Here is an 18,215-nt window from a genome sequence, read left to right as displayed (position 1 = left end):
GATAAAACTCGTATAAGGAAATGCCATGCCTACCCTCGACACGTCGCCTGCTACCGTCCTACCGCCTTCTGCCTGCAGCGATACCCAGCTATCACAACCATCGCCCTGGCGGATGTGGGCGGCTGCCTGGATGGTGACAGCCGTTTTTATGCTCTCGAATTCTCCCACCCCGCTGTATGTGCATTGGCAACAGCAGCTTGGTTTTTCTGCCGGGACTTTGACAGTGATTTTCGCCGCCTACATCGCCGGTTTGTTGGTTACTCTGCTGGTCGCAGGGCAACTTTCCGACCGGCTGGGCCGTAAACCTATACTCATTCCTGGCCTGCTTGCAGCCATCGTGGCGTGCGTTCTCTTCGCGACCGCCTCATCCATCGTCATGTTGGGTATTGCACGACTGCTAACTGGTATTGCCGTTGGCGTCATCGTCTCAGCTGGCATGGCGGCAGTCGTCGACACGGGCGGATCTGAGCGCAAGCGGCGTGCGACCCTGGCGGCATCAGTCGCCATGGTGTTCGGTGCAGGTCTTGGGCCGTTGCTGGGTGGAGCTATGGCACAGATTCTTCCGCAGCCCGTAATTCCCATCTTCTCCATTGAATTGATTATACTGGTCAGCGCCTTAATAGTTGCCACCACGCTTCCAGGCCATGAGGGATTTAGACGTGTCAGGGGGGGCAGTCATCCTCATACAAAACTTCACCTGCCTACGGTGCCAAAGCCAAACCGTCGCCACCTTATATTGGGCATCGTGGTTTTTGCCCCGGGTATTACGGCTACATCGTTCGTGCTTTCGCTTGGGCCATCAGTGTTAACAGAGTTGTTGGAAGTTCGTAGCCCGTTGATCGCCGGAGGTATGGCTTGCGCGATGTTCCTGGCTGCAACGGGTGTGCAATTCAGTGTTAGCCGTTTGCACATTCGCACGATCTTACTGCTAGGATCGATCTCGACAATTCTGGCGATGGTTAGCCTTACGATCGCTATTCACGCCTCGCTAGTAGTGCTGCTCATCGTGGCGGCGTTGCTGGCTGGAGCGGGACAAGGCCTAGGACAGCTCGGCGGGTTGATGCTGATTGCAATCCATGTGCCTGATAACCATCGGGCTGAAGCCAATTCAGTACTCAATATCGGCGGCTATGTCCCAGCAGGCTTGCTACCAGTTGCTACGGGATATTTTATCGATGCCGCTGGCCTTGAAACGGGCAGCACTGTATTTACCACTGCTCTCGCCATCGCCGCGACGCTGGGAGGTGTGTTTGTTTTTAAGAATCTTCAACGAGGGCAGCCTCCAACTCCAAGTGCAACACTCGGTTAATGAACCCCGGTCGGGGCGCTCTGGGTTCGCTCGAGCAGATCCATAAAGACTTCCAACGGCGCCCTGAAACCTTGACCGACAATAGACAGGCACACATGACCAACAAAACGGGCTGTCATTCGGCACTGCCTATCGCAGCCACCCCAGCCACAAGACGTCAAGATGGGCCTGGAGTCTCAACGTTGCTGGCCATGCCCGCGCTGTGAGGATGGTCTTGTACGCATGATTCGTCAGATCCCACGGTTCAAATGCGCAGCGGTGCCGACGGGCTAGAGATTCCGTTCGTCTTGATCCGGTGGGTGAAAACTGACAGTTCGTTGTGAACCGGGCTTCTCTGCGGTCGAAGGCTGGAAAAAGTAGTATCTGAGAGGTAGTCTGAGGAAAATCACAACAAGGAACCGCCTCGTGACGGATTTACTGAGACCAAAACCGGCCGGTATTGATTCGCATCTGGCACCAGACCTACCGTTCCGGCTCCTGCCCGAAAATTACTTTATCCTTATACGCAGCCCGATGGCTCTGTTCCTGGGGCTTAGTCCAACAGACATTCAAAAGTCATGCTGCGACGGCCATTAAATGCTTAGGTGTTAGGCAGCCGACAGGGAGCCGTTTCCATTAAGCTAAATGTGGTTTGTTACTTGATTCAAGAAGGCATCACTGAAGAAGATGCCTTAGATAAAAATAAAATATTCAAGCGAACTCCAATAGAAATCAAAGGAGCCGTCGCTTTAGGGCTGAAAATTATAAAATCGAACAAAAAATAAAAGCCAAAGACTAAAACCTTTTTACGCATTAACTGTTTTATTGGCATTCGCTGCTGCGATTTGGGCGATGTACAATGGAAAGCAGATCTGATAACCATATTAACGGGCGATGTTTCAGCTTTTCTAGCATGCCAATCATTTGAGGCAACCGTTGAGCCGAATGCACTTCAAATTGAAGAGCAAAATGCAGTAAATGAAATATAAAAAATTCTCAAACAGCGTAGAGTTGAGTAAATAAAACGCTAAAAAGTTTTTTAAGTACACTCTTTACGGTCGCCGGGCGCTCGTTTCTCGCGCCGTTTATTGCAGGCGTTAAATCAGTAATGATACCGGAACTGAACGGTAAGTAGAGCGTCATCCGTGACCTTGTAGACCATGTGATCTTCTTTATTGATTCGGCGAGACCAGTAGCCAGTCAGACTATGCTTTAGGGGCTCTGGTTTACCAATACCTTCGAACGGTTCGCGCTTGGTTTCCTTAATCAACTTGCTGATTCGGTTAAGCGCCTTTTTGTCGGTTTTTTGCCAGTACAGATAGTCTTCACAGACCTTATCCATGGTTTTTGCTAAATTGGTTCTTGCAGCTGTGTAGCTAATTGCATCCATAAGATAGCTCCTGTACGGAATACTGTTATTGTACGGGATACCGTACACATAAAGATTTAACAATCAGCTGCACAACGACCGATTTTACGCCGTTCCGCGGCTTCAGACCGGCGTGTGAGCCGGGCGTTATATTTCAACGAGTGAACTTTGGAGCTCGTAATAGGGAATAAAAATTACTCGTCATGGTCGTTAAGGCCATGGCTGTTTTTGTCGGTTCACGGTCTAGCTTTTAAGGAAGTGCGGATTCCACTGGACCAGGACGATACTTACACCGCTATTGCCCAGCACACTGATGCAGGGAAAGTCCCTGTGCTTAAGGACGGTGATCTGACCGTATGTGATTCGCTGCAATTTGCGAATACATTTCAGAGCAGTATCTGGATGGCGGTGGATGGCCGAGCTCTGTTCGTGCACGAGCAGACGCAAGATCCTGCAGTGCTGAAATGCACTCGGGCTTCCCGGAGATTCGAGGCCAATTGCCAATGAATTGCCGCGCGGTCGGGCGCAAAGTCCCTCTCAATGCAACTCTTGAACGGGAGGTGGCTCGGATAGATCAAATCTGGTCACAGTACCGAGAAACCTATTCGAGTGTTGGTCCGTGGTTGTTCGGTGAGTTCTCTATTGCGGATTGCATGTTCGCTCCGGTTGCGTCGCGATTTAAAACCTACGGGATCAATGTTTCGACTGCGTCTGCAGAATACATGCACTTCATTCTCGACCATGAACAAATGGGGGCGTGGATTAGGCAAGCTCACGCTGAGCCTGAAACCATAGACGTGGCCGAGGTAGGAATATAAAAATCACAGGCACGGCGACGGCGACGGCTACTGCATTGCGGCTTCGTTCCACAGCCGTGCGTGCAGATACATCGACAGTGCTCTGGTACACATCGCGGATATTCACCATGCATCATTGAGTAAGTCAGATAACAAGGCAATGCACGCGACAAGCGCGTGATTGCGGCGTTGAGGCTGTAGAAAAACCCCAAACCGAACGGTTTTTGGTAGTATTGAGAAAACAGACAGGGAGCCGTCGGAATGCCTCGTTTTAAGCACTACAACTACGATCAGGATACGATGGTGGTCATCAACTACCGAGAGCAGCTCCAGCCCGGCACCTTCGAGCACGCGGTTCACTACCTGATTGAGCACAAGCTGGACCTGACGGTTTTTCACCCGAAATATCGCAACGACGACACCGGCCGCCTGGCCTACGATCCGGTCATTCTGTTGAAGATCATTCTGTTTGCTTACTCCAAAGGCATCACCTCCAGCCGCGAGATCCAGTGGTGCTGCGAGACCAACATCATTTTTAAAGCTTTATCCTGCGATACCGTCCCGCACTTCACCACCTTGGCCAAGTTTGTCGGTCAGCACGCCGATGAGATTGAAGAACTGTTCGAACAAATACTGCTGGTGTGCCATGAACAGGGCCTTCTGGGTAACGAGCTGTTTGCTATCGACGGCTGCAGAATGTCGTCGGACGCCGCGAAGGAATGGTCTGGCACCTTTAAAGAGCTGGACGAAAAACGGGACAAGGTGAAACGGTTGATTCGCCACCATTTGCATGGGCATCACGAACGGGATGAGGCTGAAACAGAAGCGGAATTGGATCGAGATATTCGACGCGCGAAAACCGTGCTCTCTCTGGATGAGTCGATGAAGGAAGCTATTAAAGATTGATCTGCTAACGAAGAATGCTATGGGCCATATTTAAAATCGGGATGATTAAATGAAGTATACAAAGGACTGGACAAAGGTTTCTTACCCAACTGCAAAAATAGAAAGGATGGAGGCTTTCTTTTCCAGTCATGGATTTTCGCCTCACAGACACGATACATATGCCTTAGGAATTACCCTCAACGGTGTGCATAGTTTTAGCTACCAGAAGTCCATGCGACATAGTATGCCGGGAAATGCGGTCGTTATACATCCAGATGAGTTGCACGATGGAGAAGCGGGAACTGTAGAGGGTTTTCACTATAAAATCCTCTACATTCCGCCAGAGGTAATTCAGCAAGTACTCGGGGGTAAGCCGCTGCCTTTTATTCCGGGAGGCATTTCATCAGATCAACGAATCGTATCCGCCATCTCCAACATGCTCACCAATCTTGACTTTCAGTTAGATAGCCTGGAAGAGGATGATGGGATCTATGATATCGCGCAGGCTCTTAATGACGCATCCGGGAAAAAGGAGCAGCGCAAAAAATTAAATTACAAAGCCGCCGAGTCGGCCAGACAGTTCATACTCGACGCCACCAACGAAGCGGTCACCATGGATCGCCTTGAACAAGTCTCCGATACTGATCGATGGTGTCTCTCGAGGGATTTCCGTGCTTTGTTTGGAACAAGCCCCTATCGGTATCTGAGCATGCGGCGCCTTGATAAGGCCAAGAGCATGATTAGCACTGGGATGGCTTTGGTTGACGTCGCTGCAGCCTGTGGCTTCACAGATCAAAGTCACATGACGCACCATTTTTCGAAAGCTTACGGATTGCCTCCCGGCCGGTGGGCTGATCTCATACTTCGCAAGTAGACCCCAAATCTGCACGATCATACAAGACCCCTTTCCGTCCTTATAACTAGAATCTCTTTGGACTCTAAAAAGATCCCGAGTGTTTTTTTGCACGCTCCGGTTAAATTTTGGGATTCAGGACGAGGCCTTCTTGTCTTTGTAAAGAGGCAAAGGCTTCCTGCTTAAAAATACTTAAAGGGAAATACTATGAAATTTGACAGCAAAGTTAATCCAGTTGCAGGCACAGTTGGCGGTACCGTTGGCGGTACCGTTGGCGGCACAGTCGGTGGAACTGTGGGCGGCACACTAGGACAGAAAGGTGTTCAGTTAGCTACTCGTTTGACCAAGTAGTTTACCAGGCCACCCGAAAGGGTGGCCGTTGATACATCTAAAGGATGAGGGTTGCTTCGTGATAACTGCAGTAGAAACAAAAAAATTTACTTTATCTAAAGATATTATCCAGCAACGGGTTGGGGATAGGACAGCAACCTACCACAGACTCTTGGGAGGTCTTTTCTTCTTGGATGATGCCGGCCAAGAGGTTCTGCAATCCTTTAAAAGAAGTAAATCTGTGCCGGAATCTGTTTTGAAAGGGCAGGCCAGAAATCGAAAAGAAGAATTGGTTCAGCAATTGATTGCCAGGCGTATATTGCTAGAAAGCACGGCTTCAAAAGTACAGCACTCGACGCCTCAAATAGAGAAAAAAGTAAATATCATCCAGCTGATTTTGGCCAATGCCTGTAATTTTGGCTGCACTTACTGCTTTGAAGGCGTTCAGGGCAAAGAGATGTCGGTTGAGGATGAGGTCAATAAGGTCGAAGAGTCTAGAATCATTGCTAAGGACAGTATCAAAGTAAACATTGAAAACTCGATGTATGCTTCCAAAGAGCGGTTCGAACACCAGTACAGTCCCCAGAATCGCTCAATGAAGCCGGAAGACGGCGTTGCTTATGTTGAATCCGCATTAAGAGTTGCGAGATCGGAAGGTGTTCAAGAGATCATGGTTCAGTTTTTTGGGGGGGAACCCTTGTTGAACTGGCGCACGATAAAGGCGGTTCTGGAGAGGTTTGGTCGCGGTGATAAGGATGAAATGATCATCCACTACTCGACGGTGACCAATGGTTCTTTGATCACCGATGAGGTGTCCAAGACTTTCCGCGAGCACGAAGTGGCCGTGTGCGTCAGTGTGGACTCGCCGAACAGTCCTAACCGTCCGCTCAAAAACGGGGATGACAGCATGCCAGTTGTCATGAGAGGGCTAAGAAAACTGCAGCAATATAATAATAGGGTGGCCCTAAACGCGGCGCTGACGTCAGCAACATGGGACGACTTTGATGAAGGGATAGTAGATTTGGCAGTCGAGGTTGACGCCAAGGAGATTGGCGTCGTCGTTGATTTTGACCCCACTTTTTATTCCGAGTATGGCGCCGGGAACATCGTTGATCGACTATGGCGTGTTGTTCAGTACGGCCGCGAAAAAGGCGTGGTGTTGACTGGCTATTGGCATCAGATTTTCCAAGTCATGCTGGGCTTTGATGCGGTCAGCTACCGGGGATTCAAGAACTGCTCGGCTAAGGGCGCTCAGTTCAGTATCGAGCCTAATGGATCAGTCTTCTCCTGCAAGGCAGGATCAACTTTGCTGGGGGATATTCGCGATGAGACTAAAATTCTGAACGAAAAACCCTACTTGGAACACGCGAAGTTACGGCGGGAGAATCCGAATTTCTGCAATGGCTGTGAAATTGAGGGCTTTTGTGGCGGACTTTGCCTAGGTCCTCTTGAAAAGAAGTTCGACTCAATAAAAGCGGTAGAAGAATCGGCCTGCGATTTCTATCGAGGCATCACCAAAAAGCACATTGAAGCTATACAGCCTTACGAAGTTGCCACTTTTGATCTTGAACCTGCCAAATAAGGGATAAATATATGACAGCTTTAGCCGAACAAATCGCCCTTAAGAATAGCGCCAATAGTGACTATTTGGAGAATGGATACTGCGTAATCGATATGCCTGAGATCCCCCAAAGCCTATTGGGTTCATTCGACAGTATGCCGCGAGATATGCACAGTCTGGGTAGGCACAGAGAGCTTCGCTTGACTCAGTACATTGGATACTGGGAAGAAGGGGAGTGGGTTTTTGCACCCCTTCCAAAGAGAAATTATGTTCAATCTGCCGACTACATAAAGTTGGCCGAGGCCGGCGGCGTACCAAGGCACCGCGAACAAATTGTCGGGGATCTAACGGCCTTGGTTGCAGCGGTATTGAATCAGTTGCCCGTTGAGCTCAATGAAATGTTCCAGATCAACGTCAACCAGATCCGGGTAACCGCGAATGTTGAATACAAGGGCGTCACGGTACCAGAAGGACCGCACAGGGATGGCCACGAGTTCAGCGTTATCGCCGTAGCAAGGAGAAACAATGTTAAGGGCGGGGAAACCCATGTGATCGATCCAACAACCCGGGAAATCTTGTTCCGAACCATCTTGGATGAAAACCAGGCCATTCTGATCGATGACGAGCGTTTCATTCATTACGCCAGCAACATCGAGCCGGAGGAAGGTGATGTGGGTTACCGGGATATATGGGTGATTGAAATCAACCGCTGGCACAACCGAGCATACGGGCCCGCTCACGAACGAACATCTATGGCCTAACCGTATGCGCGATTCTACAAGCCTTGAAAGAACTTTAGACCGGGACCGAGGGAAGGCGTCGCCCATAAGACGGCCTTTCCTCAGGGTACTCCCATCCGCTATTGCCATTATCCCAGTGAGCATGCTTTTCGGAGTGCTGGCGCACCGAGCAGGCTGGAGCATTCTTGAAATTCTGGCCGCCGGACTTCTCGGCTTTACAGGTAGCGGCCAGTTTGCATTGCTACCGCTAGCAGAGGCCAATGCCAGCTTCCTAACAATGCTGATTATCTGCACATCCATTAACAGTCGGTACTTTCCAATTGCATTCACCACAACCGAAAGGCTGCCAAAGACATTTTTTGCCAGAACTTTTGTTTCACACATGCTCGGTGATGAAGCTTACGCAACGGAAAGAAACAGCGATACGGTTAAAGATACTCTCAGCATTCGATTGACTATCTTCGTATTTTGGGTGGTCTCCGGGGTGATAGGCGCGATGATTTCCAAGATCATTCCCAATGCTTGGCTCAGTACAGATATACACCTAGGATTTCCGGCCAGCGTTGTGCTTATTCACCTTTCTGTCTCACAAATAAAGATGCGGGTATCCGGTATTTATCTCATGCAGTTGGTGATGATGGCTACCTGCTTGTTATTGGCCGCTGCTTTCTACTCGTTGTTAGGGCCAACTTATTTCTGGATCCCAAGCGTAATCATTACGGCTGTCATTTTGGACAAATGGGAAAAACATGAATGAAGGCATAATCACTGCCATCGCGGCACTTCTTTTTACGAGCCTACTGGTCCGAATATTGCCGGTGGTCTACGACTTTCAGTTTCCCGCGGGGCTAGTAAAGTGGATGGAGACGATTCTACCCTCGGCTGTTTTTCTAAATTTTATCGTGTATATTTTTTTGCAGGAAATGCAGATCTCAATTGTCGCTACACTGGTTTCCCTAGGCATCACAGCCATTCTGGCCTATTTGAATCTCGGAGGGCTTTTTGTGGGCGTACTTGGCGGTTGCATGTCGTACTACCTATTGACTATATCGTGATTGCTACATCGCCTGAAATATTTTTCGTACTTCCGAATTTCCCTTTTTATCTAATCAATTTTTCAACGATATTTAGGGCAGGAAATTCAGCGCAACAAATAGGCGGCTTAGGTGCAGCTATTTGGACAACTGGGTTGAAAATCACCGTAACGATTGGCATCAGAAATCTCTGGCAAAGTATTATTTTCTATGCTGAATCAGAATAGTGGGTGGCCATCCTGCAATATCTAACATGCGCACGAATTTACTGACCTTACTTGCTAAGAAAGCAAGCCTCAGCTACTCTGAAAATGTAAAAAAAGGCAAACCCGTCGAAAGGCGGGGACGCAAAGTCACCGGTCTAACGGACTTAACAGTTCTATGACAGCGGGATCGCCGACATTTCATGTGGTTCTTCCGGGTATGGGTTCACCGTATCCACCATCTCTGTTGTGTTTTCGAATCCCCCGACTGGTATTAAATCAAGCGATTGCTAACGGTCATAATCCGGCGGCATGGCTTAACAGGGGAATTACAATGAACTCATCCATTTTTCAGAGCAAGATTTTCCGTCGTGCGGCGCTGGCTTCGATCGTCGCTCTAGGCGCTTTCGGGGCATCCAACAGCTTTGCCGCCGCAAAGTCAACCGCGTCGACCGCCACCGTAATCGCGCCAATCGGGATCACAAAAACGGCGGATCTGGTCTTCGGTAAATTTGCGCCTGACGCCGTCGTTGTTGGTACCGTGACCGTTGACACCAGTGGTGCCCGTACAGCGACCGGAGGGGCTATCCTGTCTACCATAGGTTCCACTCCAACCGCCGCCCAATTCGACGTCACGGGTGATAATAACGCGACCTATACCATTACCTGGTCCGGCGCTGCCTCGCTGTCTGATGGCGCTGGTACGCCTAACACCATGGTTTTGACCAAGATCAGTGACCTTACCGCGGGCGGCGCAGTAACGGGTGAAGTCACAGGCGGTACGCTGGGCACCGGTGGCACCCAGTCCATTTATCTGGGTGGAGTGCTGGACGTGGGTATAGCCCAGGCTGCGGGTACTTATACGGGCGACGTGACAGCGACTGTAGAGTACAACTGAGAGCTCGCCGAGCTCGACAAAAGCGAGTGCTAGTCTGATGAGGCCAAGGGTGGGGTATCAACGATTTTTCAGGTGCGCCGCCCTTGAATTGGCGCTGATGACGACAATCGCCGTTATCAGTGCCAGTGCATCCGCAGGCAGCGTCAAAACTTCGGTCAGTGCTGTTGTAATTGCTCCCGCCAATGTCAGTGATACGGTTTTGATACACGCCTCAAGCGCTCTTGCCAGCGACGTGACGGCCAACTTGACCATACGTCTTCCGGGGGCTGGCTTACCCGGCCCGGACAATAGACATCTCCACTCCGCCTCAGCCACATCATTGGCGGTCTTGAGTAATGACTGCCTTCAAACTATCAGGATCTTGGCCAGTTGTGTTAAGCGCATGCATAAGGATGGAATGCTCAACGGAGATCCGGTGAGCAACATCCTGTTAAATGCCGCCGTTGATACCCGGTTCGCCAGAAACGATGTCGGCGTTACCGTGACGTACAACTAGTATGCCCATTCCAAAAAGAAGCGCCGCAATGAAATCATGCTTGCCGAGAATACTGGCCTGCGTCGCCTTGGCGTCCATGGTGGCTCCCACCAGTTGGGCACTAGTAAACATTGCGATCGAGAATGTCCAGAATTTGTCCTTTGGCAGTTTTGTGGCCGGTAACGGGGGTTCCGTGACGGTCAGCGCCAATGGCAACCGCAGCGCCGGCGGCGGCGTCGTGCTGATACCGTCGAGCCTGGGTACCGCTGCACAATTTACGGTCAGTGGCGACCCTAACGCGACCTATACCATTCAACTGCCTGTTAATGACGTCGTCAGCTTGACGGGGCCGGGCAACGGTATGTTCGTCAACACCTTTACCAGTACCCCCTCAGGCGCGGGTGGGAACCTCGGAGCCGGAGGTTCACAGGCTCTGTCTGTCGGAGGAACGCTCAACGTGGGCAGCGACCAAGCCCCCGGCAGCTACTCCAGCACCTTCTCCGTGACAGTGAGCTACAATTAAACGGAAGTCGCCCGCCTCGGGGCCCGCCCGGATTAAGCTAATAAGGATCCCGAACGATGCCGCATGCCTTGAACCGAAAAAAGAGAACTATGAATTTCTTTCACCGAATCACCCTGTTCGTCCTCCTCCTTTTCTTACCCGTGAGCCATGCATTGGCTGATCTGATGTTATATCCGACCAGGATCGTCTTTGCAGGAAACCAGCGCGCGGCGCAACTCGAACTGATCAATAATGGCACCGAGAGCGCAACCTATCGCATTTCCCTGGTCAATCGCCGCATGAGCGAAACGGGCGCATTCTCCGAGATAGACGTTCCACTGCCTGGCGAACAGTTCGCAGAGGACCTGCTGAGGTACTCCCCCCGCCAAGTTACGCTTGCGCCCGGGGCCGGACAGGCCGTCCGGATTATGGTCCGCAAACCCGCTAATCTGGCAACCGGCGAGTACCGCTCGCATATGCTGTTCGCCAAGCAGCCGGATCCCAGGGGCAGAACCAGCGTCGAGAGCAGCGATGCCGCGGCCGATAACGAGATCGGCATCATGCTGACCGCCCTGGTCGGCGCGTCCATTCCAGTGATTGTGCGTCATGGCAACACCGATGCCAGTGTTGCACTGACGCATCTCGACCTGCGGCTGCCGGCTGACAAAGCACCGGTCCTGGCGTTTGTTATGGAGCGTAGTGGCAACCAGTCTGTCTATGGCGATCTAACCATCAGCTTTACTCCGCATAGCGGTAGCAAGCAGGTGATTGCCCGCGCCAACGGCGTTGCAGTCTATACACCCAACCCTTTACGCCGCGCGAGCATTACGCTGGGCCAGCTAAACGGCTCGCAACTCACCAACGGAGCCCTACGGGTCACCTATCGAGAACAGGCGGAGGACGGCGGCGCGCTGCTGGCCGAGGCGGTTCTGCAACTGCCCTGATGTGTGTTACCTGAAGTGGTCTTCGCGTTGACTCGCCCCGGGGCTCGCCTATGGGCGGTGGCAATGTTGATGCTCGCGTCGATTGTGCATCCCCAGCATCTCCTTGCCCAATACCAGAGTACAGAGCGGGAATTTCTTCTGCTTGAGGTCCGCCTGGATCAGTCGGTGCTTTCCGATGCCATCCCTGCCTATGGCCTGGGAGAGCATACGCTGCTGCCTCTGGGCGAGTTAGCCCGGCTGCTCACCCTCGCCATAAAGACTCAGCCCGGACAAGCAATCGCCAGCGGCTTTATTCTCACCGAGGACCGAGGGTTCAGTCTCAATCTGGACGAAGCCCGCGTTACCCGCGCCGGAGTGACGGAAAGCTTTGATCCAGCCCTTGTTTTAACGGAGCCGGATGATATTTACGTTGCCAAGTCTCTGCTTGAACGCTGGCTGCCGGTGGAACTTGAGATCAACCGCTCCAGCCTGTCTCTGCGCGTTCACGCCCTCGAAGCATTGCCATTACAGGCCCGACTCAAACGTGAGCGCCTAGGGGAACAGGCCGGTATGCGAGGGGGCTACGAAGACCCGGGTTATCCCCATTATGAGCAGCCTTACCGGTTGCTAAGCACGCCTTTTATCGACCAGACGTTCGCCACCGAACTACGGAGAAACGACGGTAATACCCAAACCGACGCGCGCTATACGGCCTTCCTTACCGGCGATTTTCTGGGCATGGAGTCGTCCCTGTATTTATCGAGTCGCAAACAGGACCCAACACCGGATGTGCGCGCCACGCTTGGTCGTCACGACCCCGGCGGGAACTTGCTCGGCCCGCTCCGAGCTCGGTCTTTCCAGCTCGGCAGTATCTCGGCGCCCAGTGTCGACAACGTTACTCGAGGCAGTAGCGGTGAAGGGGTAACGTTAAGCAATCGCCCGTTGACGCAACCTACCAGCTTTGATCGGCAGGTCTTTGAAGGCAACCTGCCGCCTGGCTGGGACGTGGAGCTTTATTACAACGATGCCCTTGTAGGCTTTCAACTAGCCGACTCTGAGGGCCGGTATCGGTTCGAAGATCAACCCCTGAGTTATGGGCGTAATGAATTCCAGTTGATCTTCAATGGGCCTCTGGGGCAGACCCGGGTGGAACAATATAGTTTCTCTCTGGCCCAATCCATGGTGCGCCCCGGCGAGTTCCAGTACAGCATTACCGAACATCGCGACGATGAAGGACAGCCCCGGTCCGTCGCTCAGTTCGACTTTGGCCTTTCCCGCTACCTTTCTGCATCAGCTGGATTCATCCGGGCGCCGGTAGATGATACCGAAAAGCAGTACACCAATCTGGGGCTGCGCACGTTCTGGCAATCCATGAGCATCAGCGGCGATTTTATCCAGTCCGAGGACGGTGGTTCGCTTGCCGAGCTCGGGATGCAAACCCGTGTCGGCGGCGTAGCGGTGGACGCGAGCCGCATACACTTGAGCGATTTCAACAGCGACGTATTTCCCGCCTATAGCGACCCTCTTCGCACTCGGGATGAGCTTAGGCTTAGCGGTTCCATTCCGGTGGGGGAGCGTTCAAGTTTACCGGTGACCATTGAGGCAAGGCGAGACGAGCGGGAATCCGGCGTTGCCAACACGGATGTCAGCGCACGGGTATCCGCGTATGCCTACGGTACCGCCCTTACTAACACGCTGAACTGGCGGGCATCCGGTGATACTGAACGTACATTGGGCACGCTGCGTATCAGTCGCCGGGTTCGCGACATGAGTTTACGCAGCCAACTGAATTACACTCTGGGCGCTGAGAGCGATATATCAACGCTGGCGTTCACGGCGGACAAACCTCTGGGTGAAGGCTACCGCATGACCTTGGGAGTAGCGCATACCTTTGCTTCACCGCAAACCCGCTATACTGCCGGTTTTACAAAGAGTCTGGGCCGTTATGGGCTGGGCGTTAATGCCAGCTATGTCGACACGGGAGAGATTGCGCTCGGCGTCCAGCTGTTTGTTGCCATGGGGCGAGACCCGCGACAGGCAGACTGGCTATTCGACGCTCGGCCGATGGCCAACAGCGGCGCCGCTTCGGTAAAGATGTTTCTGGATGACAACAATAACGGCGTCATGGATGACCATGAGCTGCCACTTTCCGGTGCCGGTTTCACGGTCAACGGCGGCCGGCACAGGGCGCGAACGAACGCCGCGGGCATCGCCCATATTGATCATCTTCCCGTTAAACAGTCCGTCGACATCGGGGTGGATATGGCAACGCTGGAGGACCCTCAGTGGTCGCCTCAGCTTGCCGGGCTCAACCTGGTGCCACGGCCCGGCACCGTGGCCGAGCTCGAATTTCCCGTGAGCCTGACTACGGAAATTGATGGCACCGTATACTTGCTGGAGAATGACGTCGAGCGCGGGATAGGCGACCTCGAGTTGGAACTGTTAAACGATCAGCATGAGGTAGTGGGTGAAACGACAAGCAGCTGGGACGGCTTTTACATAGTCCCTCAAGTGGTAGCGGGTGAATACTGGCTAAGGATCTCACCTCAGCAGTTAAGGCGTTTAGGGCTGACAGATACCGGCGGACACAAGCTTACCGTTTCGGGCGATGGCTCGTTTATCAGCGGAGTGGATTTTATAATAATGCCGGATGGCAGACAAAGCGATAGTCGTTCAGGTCCTTTGGATGCTGAGGAGTCAGAGCGGTACGATCAGACTTATTTCCGGACGGAATCTTGGGTACAAGATCAACCCTCTGACTATTTTACTATTCAATTGATAGCGGCCAGTTCGGAGGTAGCCATAAAGCAGTACATTGAGCGTCATAAAATAAAACACACGGCAGCTTATGTGCGTACTTCGCGTCGAGGTTTGCCTTGGTATTCCGTTATCTACGGCAGTTTTACGAGCTATCAGGAAGCTCGGGCCACACTAGAGCGACTGCCACCGACTTTGACAGAGGCAAAGCCTTGGGTACGACGTTTTGATGATGTTCAAGCCGCTTTACGCCAGTAATGTCGCATTCTTGGATTATGAAATCGTTCATGGTAGTTGCACACACCAGGGCAGTGCTTACTGCAAGCAACAGTCGCTGGTTTATCATCAATTCGTTTATTGGCGCCGGAAGCTGGTCCTGACTGAAGACTGTCTGAAGCAAAAGCAAACGGTCACCGGGTTTGCTCGGGTCGTTTCTGTTCCTGGCGCTGGCATCGGCGGAGCCGATGGCCTGACCGTTTCACTGCCCGGCGGTGTTTCCATCACCGGTTTGCACGCCGGCAACATCGAGTTGCTAGGCGCTGTTTTGAGACAGCTGTGATGCCCCACCGATCTTTACGCCTTCACCAATAAACATCGAAACAAGATCAAATGCCTGATGTGGGAAGACAACGGCTCCGCTTCGCGGCAGCGAATGGGCCTGGGAATTTCCCGCGAGATCAGGTGATTTGACGGACACTACGTCAGACCATGACCCAGGCCATGTGCCAACATGGCTTTTCCCCCGAAACCAGCACAGTTGTCTTTATGGAGTCTGTCAACGCCAGTTTAAAAGTGATCCACGTATCGGCGTTCGCCCGACCAGTTGAAGGTTGAATACTTACAAGTCTGTTTCAGCCATCTGGTTCAAGAGCGCTTGCTGTCACCGGCCAGTCGCCGTGTTTACCTCCACGGCATCCGGTTTCTGTATTTGCAGGTGCTGCGCTATAGCGGGCGTTGTCCCTGCGGCCGATTCCCCGGATCATTTCAAGTGGTAGAAGGGAAAGCCGTGCTTTCAATCCTTTTGGCCGTGTCAAACGTCATTCTGGGCTGGCAGTGGCACGGCCATGCAGATCGATGTTCAAAACGCTCCTACGGCGCAGGCTCTTAGAACGAGGCTGCGCGCACTCGTGCCTACGACTTCTCAACGCCGGCGCAGCAGTTTTTCCAAGCGTCGTATCATCGCCCGGACAACCTCGCGCCGGGCCTGGAGCTGATCCCGCCTCACTTGCTCAAGATCAATACCTCCCACCCCATCCCGGTACCTGAGCGGGATAGTTCCCTCAAGCGAGTCGTCGACACTCCTGTCTGCCACTTCACCGTCTTCCCGGCGAGTAAACGGGTCGCCACCCTGAAAATACCGTACCTCTTCTGAAATCATCATGCCTCTGATCTCCATAACATCGCCCCTGGAAACAGGAGCATTGGTTTTCTCATGGGTTCAGGTACATGCTACTGTTGTTTTAAAATGCAAACTATTCCATAAAAATGAGCACAGACTTTGCAAAAAAAAACAGGTAAGCCGGGCCGAAAGTCCTCTACCGTTACCCATAAAACACGGAGTCTTCTGGCATGGAATGACTTTGAGATCATCCTTGCAATCGGAAACGCAGGTTCTCTATCTGGCGCGTCACGCGCCCTGGGTGTAAGTCACGCGACTATTTTTCGGCGGTTGGGTGATATTGAACAGCGCTTGGGCGTTACGCTCTTTGAGAGGAGCCGTACCGGTTACCGGCCAACTCTTGCAGGGGAAGAACTCGCCGACACGGCCAGAATTATGGATGAGGCCGCCTTGGCAGCCGAACGTAAAGTCGCCGGTCGGGACCTGGAGCCCAGTGGAGAAATCTGGGCGACCACAACGGACTCCCTGTTGATGGGATTGCTGGCGCCTTTGTTCACGCAATTCCGGCATAAATATCCAAGCATCGTGCTGGATGTTGCCATCTCCAACGAGTTGTTCAACCTGACACGCAGGGAAGCGGACGTCGCCATTCGCCCGTCCAACCGTCCCCCTGAAAATCTGATCGGCCGACCGCTGACCACCATTGGCCAGGCCGTCTACGGACACCGAAGCTTTGGTCTGACACCGGGGGCTTCCGTCGAGACGCTTGGCAGCCAACCCTGGATTGGTGCGGGGCCAAGACTAAAGGATTCAGCATTGGATCAGTGGATGGACAATAACGAGCTGAAGGCAGCCTGTGTCTACCGTGTTGATACTCTGGTCAGCATACTCAGCGCTATTCGCTCTGGCATGGGGCTGGCCGTTCTGCCCTGTTATCTGGCGGACGAAAACCCGGACATTATCCAGCTTACAAATCCCATCCCTGAGCTGGAATATGGCTTGTGGTTTCTGATGCACCCGGACCTGCGAGGCGTAGCGAGGATTCATGCCTTGATGGACTTTCTGACAGAAGCTGTCCGGGCACAAAAACAGCGTCTGGCCGGGCCATTATTACGCTAGCCTGTTTCGTTGTTACGAAACCTGAACTGCCCCGGCCCCTAAACTTTCCTTGGCGAAATTGACAAATGCTCTGACCAACGGTGAAATATATCGTGATTGTGGGTATTGCAGATTTACCTGTCCTTGGTATTTTCCAACAACCGACCAATTCGCCAGAATCTGAATCATAACCCCTGTTTCAATTTTATCAGTTACTGAAAAGTCGGGAAATCGTACCCTCAGTGTAATGCAATCGGTGCAGTTCATTCTCTAGACGATGAGTCAACTCATCAAATGTAAGCACGGACATAGTTACTGACTCCTGCGTTAATGGGAGTCTCCATTCTCACCACAGCAGTCAGGTTTTATGCAAAGTCAATCGGACGAGAATACAGCTACCTGCTGCTCTCCAGTGCAATACTTTGCATAACGAGTAGATGTACATAAGGCGCCGTAATTTCGCCGTTGCTGGCGAACATCTATCTCCACTATTGTATGGATCTCTGGATCAACCCTTGGCGCAAGCGGCAGACCCCGGGCGATGTTATCGTCGTGAGGTACGCGGATGACGCGGTACTGGGCTTTCAGAGAAAAGACGATGCGGAGGCGTTCCTGAGTCAGCTGCACCAGAGGTTGGATCGCTTTGGACGCTTTGCCCGGAGGGACTGCGCGACTGCAGGGCTACCAAAGCCTGAGTCGTTCGATTTTCTGGGGTTTACGCACAGCTGCGCAGTCCTGCGTGATAGACGGACGTTCATGTTGCTGCGGCAAACATCTGTGAGCCGCATGCGACGAACGCTGCACAGCGTCAAGGACGGGTTATACCGAAACAGGCATCGGCCGGTTGGCGAGCAGAAACGCGGGTTGGCTGCGGTGATGCGGGGTCACCTGAACGACTTTGCCGTTCCAGGCAATGTCATCAGGGTGAGCCGCTTTTACACGGAACTTGGAAAGCTCTGGATGAAGGCGTTACGGCGCCGCAGCCAGCGCTACCGTCTCGTGTGGGCGCGCTTCGGTCAGTTCTTGCGAGACGCGCTGCCACAACCCAGAGTTGTGCATCCTTGGCCAAACAAACGATTTGACGGTATACACTCAAGATAGGAGCCGTATGCGTTAGTAGCGCACGTACGGCTCTGTGCAGGGGGTGTCGGGTGACCGGCATT

Annotated in this window: 18 protein-coding genes, 1 pseudogene and 1 riboswitch; of the genes and pseudogenes, 16 read left to right on the top strand and 3 right to left on the bottom strand. The window is 52.5% G+C overall.

Going from position 1 to position 18,215, the window contains the following annotated elements; all coding sequences use genetic code 11:
- The first annotated feature begins 130 nt into the window (after window positions 1-130).
- Complete coding sequence (locus MIH19_RS11160; RefSeq protein ID WP_249008918.1) at window positions 131-1,309, top strand: MFS transporter; 1,179 nt, start codon at window positions 131-133, stop codon at window positions 1,307-1,309.
- Between the two features lie 1,081 nt (window positions 1,310-2,390).
- On the opposite strand, the gene MIH19_RS11155 is transcribed toward MIH19_RS11160, so the two are convergent.
- Entirely contained in the window at window positions 2,391-2,630 is a 240-nt protein-coding gene (locus MIH19_RS11155; RefSeq protein WP_249008989.1) for a Txe/YoeB family addiction module toxin, read from the bottom strand.
- A 195-nt stretch (window positions 2,631-2,825) separates the two neighbouring features.
- Here MIH19_RS11155 and MIH19_RS11150 point away from each other — a divergent pair, with 195 nt between their 5' ends.
- The 9 genes and pseudogenes from MIH19_RS11150 (at window position 2,826) to MIH19_RS11115 (ending at window position 9,958) form a co-directional block, all read left to right on the top strand.
- A complete protein-coding gene (locus MIH19_RS11150; protein WP_349292901.1) occupies window positions 2,826-3,164 on the top strand; it encodes a glutathione S-transferase N-terminal domain-containing protein in 339 nt (112 codons plus the stop codon).
- On the top strand, window positions 3,122-3,475 hold the full coding sequence (locus MIH19_RS22540; protein ID WP_349292900.1) for a glutathione S-transferase C-terminal domain-containing protein: 354 nt from the start codon (window positions 3,122-3,124) through the stop codon (window positions 3,473-3,475). The genes MIH19_RS11150 and MIH19_RS22540 overlap by 43 nt, the downstream gene beginning before the upstream one ends.
- Window positions 3,476-3,715: 240 nt before the next feature.
- Window positions 3,716-4,345: pseudogene (locus MIH19_RS11145) on the top strand (transposase); the annotation flags it as partial.
- Between the two features lie 64 nt (window positions 4,346-4,409).
- The gene (locus MIH19_RS11140) at window positions 4,410-5,213 is read left to right on the top strand and encodes an AraC family transcriptional regulator (protein ID WP_249008916.1); all 804 of its coding nucleotides are present in this window, start codon (window positions 4,410-4,412) and stop codon (window positions 5,211-5,213) included.
- A gap of 388 nt (window positions 5,214-5,601) precedes the next feature.
- Window positions 5,602-7,104 carry a radical SAM protein gene (locus tag MIH19_RS11135; protein WP_249008915.1) on the top strand — a complete coding sequence of 501 codons (1,503 nt, stop codon included), beginning with the start codon at window positions 5,602-5,604 and terminating at the stop codon, window positions 7,102-7,104.
- A gap of 11 nt (window positions 7,105-7,115) precedes the next feature.
- The gene (locus MIH19_RS11130; protein WP_249008914.1) at window positions 7,116-7,844 is read left to right on the top strand and encodes a 2OG-Fe dioxygenase family protein; all 729 of its coding nucleotides are present in this window, start codon (window positions 7,116-7,118) and stop codon (window positions 7,842-7,844) included.
- A 4-nt stretch (window positions 7,845-7,848) separates the two neighbouring features.
- Window positions 7,849-8,580, top strand: coding sequence for an AzlC family ABC transporter permease (locus tag MIH19_RS11125; protein WP_249008913.1), 732 nt, complete (start codon window positions 7,849-7,851; stop codon window positions 8,578-8,580).
- A 99-nt stretch (window positions 8,581-8,679) separates the two neighbouring features.
- Window positions 8,680-9,084, top strand: a complete 405-nt coding sequence (locus MIH19_RS11120) for a hypothetical protein (RefSeq protein WP_249008912.1) — start codon at window positions 8,680-8,682, stop codon at window positions 9,082-9,084.
- Window positions 9,085-9,169: 85 nt separating this feature from the next.
- Window positions 9,170-9,258, top strand: a riboswitch (cyclic di-GMP riboswitch).
- A gap of 136 nt (window positions 9,259-9,394) precedes the next feature.
- Window positions 9,395-9,958, top strand: a complete 564-nt coding sequence (locus MIH19_RS11115) for a DUF4402 domain-containing protein (protein WP_249008911.1) — start codon at window positions 9,395-9,397, stop codon at window positions 9,956-9,958.
- A gap of 57 nt (window positions 9,959-10,015) precedes the next feature.
- Here the strand turns inward: MIH19_RS11115 and MIH19_RS11110 are convergent, their stop codons facing one another.
- The gene (locus tag MIH19_RS11110) at window positions 10,016-10,210 is read right to left on the bottom strand and encodes a hypothetical protein (RefSeq protein ID WP_249008910.1); all 195 of its coding nucleotides are present in this window, start codon (window positions 10,208-10,210) and stop codon (window positions 10,016-10,018) included.
- 272 nt (window positions 10,211-10,482) lie between these two features.
- Between MIH19_RS11110 and MIH19_RS11105 the strand changes: the two genes are divergently transcribed.
- From MIH19_RS11105 to MIH19_RS11090, 4 genes are all read left to right on the top strand, one after another.
- Complete coding sequence (locus tag MIH19_RS11105) at window positions 10,483-10,956, top strand: DUF4402 domain-containing protein (protein WP_249008909.1); 474 nt, start codon at window positions 10,483-10,485, stop codon at window positions 10,954-10,956.
- Window positions 10,957-11,045: 89 nt separating this feature from the next.
- Window positions 11,046-11,879, top strand: a complete 834-nt coding sequence (locus MIH19_RS11100) for a molecular chaperone (RefSeq protein ID WP_249008908.1) — start codon at window positions 11,046-11,048, stop codon at window positions 11,877-11,879.
- A 63-nt stretch (window positions 11,880-11,942) separates the two neighbouring features.
- Complete coding sequence (locus MIH19_RS11095) at window positions 11,943-14,873, top strand: SPOR domain-containing protein (RefSeq protein ID WP_249008907.1); 2,931 nt, start codon at window positions 11,943-11,945, stop codon at window positions 14,871-14,873.
- Window positions 14,845-15,174 carry an IS66 family insertion sequence element accessory protein TnpB gene (locus MIH19_RS11090; RefSeq protein ID WP_249008906.1) on the top strand — a complete coding sequence of 110 codons (330 nt, stop codon included), beginning with the start codon at window positions 14,845-14,847 and terminating at the stop codon, window positions 15,172-15,174. The genes MIH19_RS11095 and MIH19_RS11090 overlap by 29 nt, the downstream gene beginning before the upstream one ends.
- Window positions 15,175-15,756: 582 nt before the next feature.
- On the opposite strand, the gene MIH19_RS11085 is transcribed toward MIH19_RS11090, so the two are convergent.
- The gene (locus tag MIH19_RS11085) at window positions 15,757-15,996 is read right to left on the bottom strand and encodes a hypothetical protein (RefSeq protein ID WP_249008905.1); all 240 of its coding nucleotides are present in this window, start codon (window positions 15,994-15,996) and stop codon (window positions 15,757-15,759) included.
- A gap of 117 nt (window positions 15,997-16,113) precedes the next feature.
- On the opposite strand from MIH19_RS11085, the gene MIH19_RS11080 reads away from it, so the two are divergent.
- Together MIH19_RS11080 and MIH19_RS22535 are read left to right on the top strand one after the other, a co-directional pair.
- Complete coding sequence (locus tag MIH19_RS11080) at window positions 16,114-17,073, top strand: LysR family transcriptional regulator (RefSeq protein WP_249008904.1); 960 nt, start codon at window positions 16,114-16,116, stop codon at window positions 17,071-17,073.
- A gap of 474 nt (window positions 17,074-17,547) precedes the next feature.
- A complete protein-coding gene (locus tag MIH19_RS22535) occupies window positions 17,548-18,153 on the top strand; it encodes a maturase (protein WP_349292907.1) in 606 nt (201 codons plus the stop codon).
- Window positions 18,154-18,215 lie beyond the last annotated feature (62 nt).

The sequence above is a fragment of the Marinobacter sp. M1C genome, assembly GCF_023314135.1.
Lineage (GTDB): Bacteria > Pseudomonadota > Gammaproteobacteria > Pseudomonadales > Oleiphilaceae > Marinobacter.
The sequence above is the reverse complement of the archived record's forward strand: the minus strand, read 5'-3'. Positions and strand labels throughout refer to the sequence as shown.

Bases quoted from the DNA above. Each gene is read 5' to 3' on its own strand.
- MIH19_RS22540 (WP_349292900.1), top strand. From the start codon at position 3,122: ATGCACTCGGGCTTCCCGGAGATTCGAGGCCAATTGCCAATGAATTGC.
- MIH19_RS11115 (WP_249008911.1), top strand. From the start codon at position 9,395: ATGAACTCATCCATTTTTCAGAGCAAGATTTTCCGTCGTGCGGCGCTG.
- MIH19_RS11125 (WP_249008913.1), top strand. From the start codon at position 7,849: ATGCGCGATTCTACAAGCCTTGAAAGAACTTTAGACCGGGACCGAGGG.
- MIH19_RS11110 (WP_249008910.1), bottom strand. From the start codon at position 10,210: ATGGTCAAGTTGGCCGTCACGTCGCTGGCAAGAGCGCTTGAGGCGTGT.
- MIH19_RS11105 (WP_249008909.1), top strand. From the start codon at position 10,483: ATGAAATCATGCTTGCCGAGAATACTGGCCTGCGTCGCCTTGGCGTCC.
- MIH19_RS11160 (WP_249008918.1), top strand. From the start codon at position 131: ATGGTGACAGCCGTTTTTATGCTCTCGAATTCTCCCACCCCGCTGTAT.
- MIH19_RS11090 (WP_249008906.1), top strand. From the start codon at position 14,845: ATGATGTTCAAGCCGCTTTACGCCAGTAATGTCGCATTCTTGGATTAT.
- MIH19_RS11140 (WP_249008916.1), top strand. From the start codon at position 4,410: ATGAAGTATACAAAGGACTGGACAAAGGTTTCTTACCCAACTGCAAAA.
- MIH19_RS11085 (WP_249008905.1), bottom strand. From the start codon at position 15,996: ATGATGATTTCAGAAGAGGTACGGTATTTTCAGGGTGGCGACCCGTTT.
- MIH19_RS11100 (WP_249008908.1), top strand. From the start codon at position 11,046: ATGAATTTCTTTCACCGAATCACCCTGTTCGTCCTCCTCCTTTTCTTA.
- MIH19_RS11130 (WP_249008914.1), top strand. From the start codon at position 7,116: ATGACAGCTTTAGCCGAACAAATCGCCCTTAAGAATAGCGCCAATAGT.
- MIH19_RS11095 (WP_249008907.1), top strand. From the start codon at position 11,943: ATGTTGATGCTCGCGTCGATTGTGCATCCCCAGCATCTCCTTGCCCAA.
- MIH19_RS11155 (WP_249008989.1), bottom strand. From the start codon at position 2,630: ATGGATAAGGTCTGTGAAGACTATCTGTACTGGCAAAAAACCGACAAA.
- MIH19_RS22535 (WP_349292907.1), top strand. From the start codon at position 17,548: ATGGATCTCTGGATCAACCCTTGGCGCAAGCGGCAGACCCCGGGCGAT.